The 6,107-nt window shown below is 72.8% G+C and carries 5 protein-coding genes; all 5 read right to left on the bottom strand.

What is annotated here, in order from left to right; translation table 11 throughout:
• Positions 1 to 58 precede the first annotated feature (58 nt).
• Positions 59 to 1,186 (bottom strand): SPFH domain-containing protein, encoded by a 1,128-nt coding sequence (locus FM110_RS04385; RefSeq protein ID WP_087103038.1) that lies wholly within the window; start codon positions 1,184 to 1,186, stop codon positions 59 to 61.
• 81 nt (positions 1,187 to 1,267) lie between these two features.
• Positions 1,268 to 1,828, bottom strand: a complete 561-nt coding sequence (locus FM110_RS04390; RefSeq protein WP_087103040.1) for a glutathione peroxidase — start codon at positions 1,826 to 1,828, stop codon at positions 1,268 to 1,270.
• Positions 1,829 to 1,963: 135 nt separating this feature from the next.
• Positions 1,964 to 2,875, bottom strand: coding sequence for a PfkB family carbohydrate kinase (locus FM110_RS04395; RefSeq protein ID WP_087103042.1), 912 nt, complete (start codon positions 2,873 to 2,875; stop codon positions 1,964 to 1,966).
• 142 nt (positions 2,876 to 3,017) lie between these two features.
• Positions 3,018 to 3,818 carry an SDR family NAD(P)-dependent oxidoreductase gene (locus tag FM110_RS04400; protein WP_087103044.1) on the bottom strand — a complete coding sequence of 267 codons (801 nt, stop codon included), beginning with the start codon at positions 3,816 to 3,818 and terminating at the stop codon, positions 3,018 to 3,020.
• 203 nt (positions 3,819 to 4,021) lie between these two features.
• Positions 4,022 to 6,107: NADPH-dependent 2,4-dienoyl-CoA reductase (locus FM110_RS04405; protein ID WP_087103046.1), on the bottom strand; the 2,086-nt coding region annotated here is incomplete at its 5' end.

Below are 6,107 nucleotides of genomic sequence, written 5' to 3' on the forward strand. Positions count from 1 at the left end.
GTCGTCCTCATGCTTCTGCGTATCACCGCAGGTCAGCGTGCCTGCGCGGGCCCTCCGCTCAGCCCTCGGGCCGCGCCCACGGCGGCACCCCGCCGTGCTGGGACTGCTGGGCCGCATCCGCCGCCTGCTGGGCGCGGCGCGCGGCCTCGTGACGCGCGCTCTCGGCCTTGGCCCGCTCGGCCGCCTGACGGCGCGCGGCCTCCGCGCGGCTGCGACGCTCGGACTCCGTGCGCTCGTGCTGGTCGCCGTTCTTGTCGGCGTCGTGCGCGGCCTGGCCCTGCAGGATCGCGTTGCGGATCTCGTCGCCCATCGCGCCCACGGTGCCCGGGTTCGACGGCAGGTACAGCACGTTCGAGCGGCCGTTGCGGGCGATGTCCTGCATCGTGTCGAAGTACTGCGTCATGAGCAGCAGCTGCTCGGCGCTGTTCTCGATGCCCACCTTGCGCAGCATCTCGTACTGCTCGGCGATGCCCATCGCGATCGCCTTGCGCTGGGCGGCGACGCCCTCGCCCTGCAGGCGCTTGGACTCGGCTTCGGCCTCGGCCTGGGTGACGCGCTTGATCTTGTCGGCCTCCGCGAGCGACTGCGCGGCCACGCGGTCGCGCTGGGCCGCGTTGATCGAGTTCATCGAGTCGCGCACGCGCTGATCGGGCGAGATGTCCTGGACCAGGGTGTTGACGATGTTGAAGCCGAACTCCTGCATGCGCGCCGACAGCGTCTCCTCGACGTTGCGGGCGATGTCGTCCTTCGACTCGAAGGCCTGGTCGAGGTTCAGCGTCGACAGCGCCGAGCGGACCGTGTCGAACACGTAGGAGCGGATCTGCGCCTCCGGGTTGGACAGGCGGTAGTAGGCGTCGACGACCTGCTCCTCCTTGATGACGTACTGCACCGCCACCGGCACGGTCACGAACACGTTGTCCTTGGTCTTGGACTCGATGTTGACCTCGAGCTGCTGGATGCGCAGCGAGATCGGGCGCGTGGTCGAGTCGATGAACGGCATCTTCGTGTTCAGGCCCGGGCGGGCCACGCGCTGGAACTTGCCGAAGCGCTCGACGATCACGTTCTCCTGCGTGTGCACCTGGAACAGGAAGCTGGTGCGCAGCCCCCCGAACAGCAGGGCCGCGAGCACGGCCAGTACGACGATGACGATCGCGATCACGACGACCGCTGCGATCAGTCCCTCCATGGGGTCCCCCTCCGGACATCGCGCCCGGCGGCGGGCGCATTCTGTGGCTCCGCCCACGGTATCAACCGTGCGACGCAGGTCTCACCTCGGAGGAAGCGAGTCCAGCTCGACCTCGATGCGGCGCGCGATCCGCGACGGCGGGATCGGCGGCGCATAGCGGCGGATCACGTGCCCGTCCGCTCCCACCAGGAACTTCGTGAAGTTCCAGGCGATGCGGCCGCCCATGAAGCCGCCGCCCTCGCCCCGCAGCCACGCGAAGACGGGGTGGGAGGAGGGGCCGTTGACGTCGACCTTCGCGAAGATGGGGAACGTGAGGCCCCAGCGCGACCGGCAGTGCTCCTCGACCTCCTCGTCCTCGCCCGGCTCCTGATGCAGGAACTGGTCGCAGGGGAAGGCGAGGACGGTGAAGCCCCGCGGCCCGTAGGTGCGGTGGAGCTCCTCGAGCCCGCGGAACTGCTCGCGGAAGCCGCAGCGGCTCGCGGTGTTGACCACCAGGGTCAGGCGCCCGCGGTACTCGGCGAGATGCTGGACGGTGCCGTCGGGGAGGCGGGCACTGAAGCCGTAGAGGCCGTCCGCGTCATCCTGAGCGGCGGTGGTGCGCTGCTGCGCCGTCGGACGCGGCGTCTCTCGTCGATTTGTCATGGCGCTCCCTCCGACGCACCCGGCACCCGTCGGGCGGATGGCGACCCGTAGACATGATACGTATCACAGGGTGCGGATCGAAGTCGGATGGCGATGCGGAGGAGGATCTCCACGGACCCTGCACAGGTCGTGGCCTCAGGCCAGGAACTCGTCCACCTCCGCGCGGGTCGGTGCCGTCGCCGGGCCCTTCCGCGTCACCGTGATCGCGGCCGCCGCGTTGGCGCGGGTCGCCGCGGTCTCCCAGTCGGCGCCGAGCGCCCGTTCGGTCAGCAGCACGCCGGTGTGGGCATCGCCCGCGCCATTGGTGTCGACGGCCCGGCGGGGGAAGCCCGGGATATGCGTGCCGCGCCCGTGATGGAAGACGGTGCAGCCGCGCTCCCCGTCGCGCACGATCACCACCGAGCGCGGACCCAGCAGGCGTCGGATCGCCGCCGGGGTGTCCTGCAGGGCGTCGAGCCCGGTGATCGCGCGGGCCTCATCGGCGTTGGACGTCCACACCGTGGTGCGCGCGAGGACCCGTCGTCGCAGGTCGGCGGGGAACTGGGCGAAGGGCGCGCCGGGATCGAGCACGACCTGAACGCCCTCGGGAACGGTGTCGAGCCAGGCCAGCAGCGGGTCCCGCGTCGGCTCGAAGAAGCTGTAGCCCGAGAGGCAGACGAGGTCGCCGGGCCGCGGGTCCAGACGGGCGAGCGATGCGGCGGTGATGCGCCGCTCCGCGCCGTAGGTGGTGACGAAGGTGCGCTCCGCGGTGGGCTCCACGAGGACGATGCAGACCCCCGTGTCCTGGTCGGGGACGGGACCATCGGACAGCGCGACGCCCTCGGCCGCGAGGGTCTCGCGGATCAGGTCGCCGTTCGGGCCCGTGCCGTGCGCGCCGCCGTGGACGGCCTCGGCGCCCGTGCGCGCCGCCGCGACCAGGATGTTCACGGCCCCGCCGGCGTAGCTCGTGGACGAGGACGCGTTGACGTTGTCGCCGCGGTCGGGCAGGGCGGGCACCTCGACGACCTGGTCGACGAGGGCCTGTGCGGTGTGCAGCACGCGGGGCATGGCTGGAGTCTAGGGGGAGGAGCGCGGGCGGGTCCGGCGGTGCCCCTGTCAGAACCGGTAGCTATTCGTGCGCACGTGCCCTCCCAGGGGGGCGTCTGCACGCATGGCTACCAGTTCTTGCAGTGACGAGGAGGCCCCGACCTCAGCGGCCCCCGCGCTTCATCCCGCGCCGCAGCACGTGCCCGGCGGCGCGGCGCGGCGTGAGGTGCCCGGCCAGGGTCAGGACGCGGTTCAGCGGGCCCGGCACCACATGCAGCGGCGGGGTGCGGCGGTCCAGGGCCTTCAGCGTCGCGGCCACGACGTCCTCGGCGGTCATCTTGGGCATGCCGCCGCTCGCGTACTCGCCCGCGACCTCGAAGAACTCCGTCTTCGTGGGGCCGGGGCAGACCGCCATGATGCGTAGCCCGGTGCCGATCGACTCCGCCCACAGAGACTCCGTGAACGCCAGCACGAACGCCTTCGACGCCGCGTACACCGCCATCTCGGGGATGGGCTGGTAGCCGGCGATGCTCGCGAGGTTCACCAGGAAGCCGTCGTCGTGGGCGCGAAGCTGGTCGATGAACGCCCGCGTCACGTCGACGACGGCGGCGACGTCGAGGGCCACCTCGTCGCGCAGCCGCTGGGCCTCGATCTCGTGGAACGCGCCCGTGCTCGCGAAGCCCGCGTTGTTGATGATCGACGTGACGGTGATGCCGAGGTCGTCGAGACGCCGCCGCAGCTCCTCGCCGGCGCCGGGCTTCGCGAGGTCCTGGGGGAGGATCGTGACGGTCGCGTCGCTGCGGTCGGCGAGCTCGGCGGCGAGGGCCTGCAGGCGGTCGGTGCGGCGCGCGACGAGCACGAGGTCGGCGCCGCGCTCGGCCAGGCGGCGCGCGTACTCGGCGCCGAGGCCGGAGCTCGCGCCGGTGATGAGGACGGTCTGGTCGCGGTAGGTCAGCGGTCGCATGGGCACGAGCGTACTCAGGAGAGGGCGTCGGGGAGGCCGCCGCAGAGCCGTGGGGCGGTTCAGGCCAGCACCGATGCCAGCTGCTCGGCGCTCAGCTCCCGGTCGGCGTAGACCACGCGGATCATGCGGGCATCAGCGACCTCGTCGTCGTGCATCAGCCTCGTTGCAGAGGAGGCGCAGCAGAGATAGCCGTTCGCGCCCCCTCACATCCCCGCGACCGTCTCCACCGCCTGGCGGATCGCCCGCTCCGCGTCGAGCTCCGCCGCCACATCGGCCCCGCCGATCACGTGCACGCGCGGTCCGTTGGGCAGGTCCGCGAGGTCTTCGGCGAGTCCCCGCTCGGAGACCTGCCCCGCGCACACCACCACCGTGTCGACGGCGAGGGTCCGCGCCTCGCCGTCCTCGAGCACGTGCAGGCCCTCGGCGTCGATGCGCTCGTAGACCACCCCGCGGTGCTCGATCACGCCGGCGTGCCGCAGCTCGGCGCGATGCACCCAGCCCGTCGTCCGACCCAGGCCGGCGCCGATCTTCGTGTCCTTGCGCTGGAGGATGTGCACCTGCCGGCCCGACGGGGCGACGGGAGCAGGGGCGGTCTCGGTCGCTGCCGTCGGCCGCACCCCGCCCCGTGAGAGCGCCGGATCGGCGACGCCCCAGCGCTCCTTCCACGCCGCCGTGTCCAGCGCGAGCGATGGCGAGGGCGCTGTGAGGAACTCGGCCACGTCCACGCCGATCCCGCCCGCGCCGACGACCGCCACGCGATCCCCGGCCTCCGCCGTGCCCTCGAGCAGATCCGTGTACGCGACCACCTGCGGAGATCCCGCCGGGCGCTCCGCCGCCGGGTCGAAGCCGGGCAGGTCGAGCGTGCGCGGACGCACCCCCGTCGCGACGATCACGTCGTCGAAGCCGGACAGATCGTCGGCGCTCGGCCGCGTGCCCAGGCGCACCCCCACCCCGTGGGTCAGCAGGCGCGTGCGCCACGACGAGATCGCCCCCGCATAGTCCTCCTTGCCGGGGATCCGCGCGGCGTACCGGAACTGCCCGCCGATGTCCTCGCCCGCCTCGAACAGCGTCACGACGAATCCCCGACGGGCGGCGCTGATCGCGGCCTCGAGGCCTGCCGGGCCGGCGCCGACGACCGCGACGCGCCGCCGCTGCAGCGCCGAGGCCGGGACGAGGGCGAGCGCCGGGTCGGTCTCGTGACCGGCGCGCGGGTTCACCACGCAGCTCGCGCGCTCGCCGACGAACACGCGGTCCAGGCACGCCTGGTTGCAGGCGATGCACGGGACGACCTCGGCGGCGCGCCCCTCGGCCAGCTTGTGCGGCAGCTCGGGATCCGCCAGCAGTGGCCGCGCCATCGACACCAGATCCGCATCGCCGCGCGCGACGACGTCCTCGGCCAGCAGGGGATCGTGCAGGCGGTTCGACGCGACGACCGGCACGCCCACCGCCGCGCGGAGACGAGCGGTCACGTCGGTGAAGGCGCCGCGGGGCACCGAGGTCGCGATCGTCGGGACCCGCGCCTCGTGCCAGCCGATCCCGGTGGACAGCACGTCCACGCCGATGGCCTCCAGCGCGGCCGCGAGCGCGAGGACCTCATCCCACGTCTGACCGTCCTCGACGAGGTCCAGCAGGGAGATCCGGTACGTGAGCAGGCGGTCGGGCCCGAGGGCTTCACGGACCGCGTGGGCGATCGCCAGCGGCACCGCCCGGCGTCCCTCAGCGTCCCGGCCGTACCGGTCGCGCCGCCGGTTCGTGCGCGGCGCGAGGAACTGGTTGAGCAGATAGCCCTCCGACCCCATGATCTCGACGCCGTCGTAGCTGGCATCGGCGGCGGCCGCGGCGGAGCGGGCGAACGCCCGGATCGTGCGGGAGATGCCGAGGCGGGTCAGCGGACGGGCGCGGAACGGCGTGATCGGCGAACGACCGCCCGACGGGGCGGCCGCGAGCGGATGGAAGGCGTAGCGCCCTGCGTGCAGGAGCTGCAGGACGATGCGGCCGCCGGCTTCGTGGACGGCATCGGTCACGCGGGAGTGCTCGGCGAGGAGTTTCGGCGTCGCCTGCGCGCCGCGCGGGGTGAGCCGGCCCGTCCGATCCGGGGAGAAGCCGCCGGTCACGAGCAGGCCCGCACCGCCGCGGGCGCGCTCGCCGAGGAACGCCGTGAGGGCGTCGACGTCCTCGGCGGAGTCCTCGAGACCGGTGTGCATCGAACCCATGACGATGCGGTTGCGCACCGTGAACGGGCCTAGGTCCAGCGGGGACAGCAGGTGCGGGAAGGGGCCGGGGGTCGCG

It is taken from the genome of Brachybacterium nesterenkovii, assembly GCF_900163655.1.
Taxonomy (GTDB): domain Bacteria; phylum Actinomycetota; class Actinomycetes; order Actinomycetales; family Dermabacteraceae; genus Brachybacterium; species Brachybacterium nesterenkovii.

Excerpts from the sequence above, each read along its gene's own strand:
- FM110_RS04385 (WP_087103038.1), bottom strand. The coding sequence starts at position 1,186 with ATGGAGGGACTGATCGCAGCGGTCGTCGTGATCGCGATCGTCATCGTC.
- FM110_RS04400 (WP_087103044.1), bottom strand. The coding sequence starts at position 3,818 with ATGCGACCGCTGACCTACCGCGACCAGACCGTCCTCATCACCGGCGCG.
- FM110_RS04395 (WP_087103042.1), bottom strand. The coding sequence starts at position 2,875 with ATGCCCCGCGTGCTGCACACCGCACAGGCCCTCGTCGACCAGGTCGTC.
- FM110_RS04390 (WP_087103040.1), bottom strand. The coding sequence starts at position 1,828 with ATGACAAATCGACGAGAGACGCCGCGTCCGACGGCGCAGCAGCGCACC.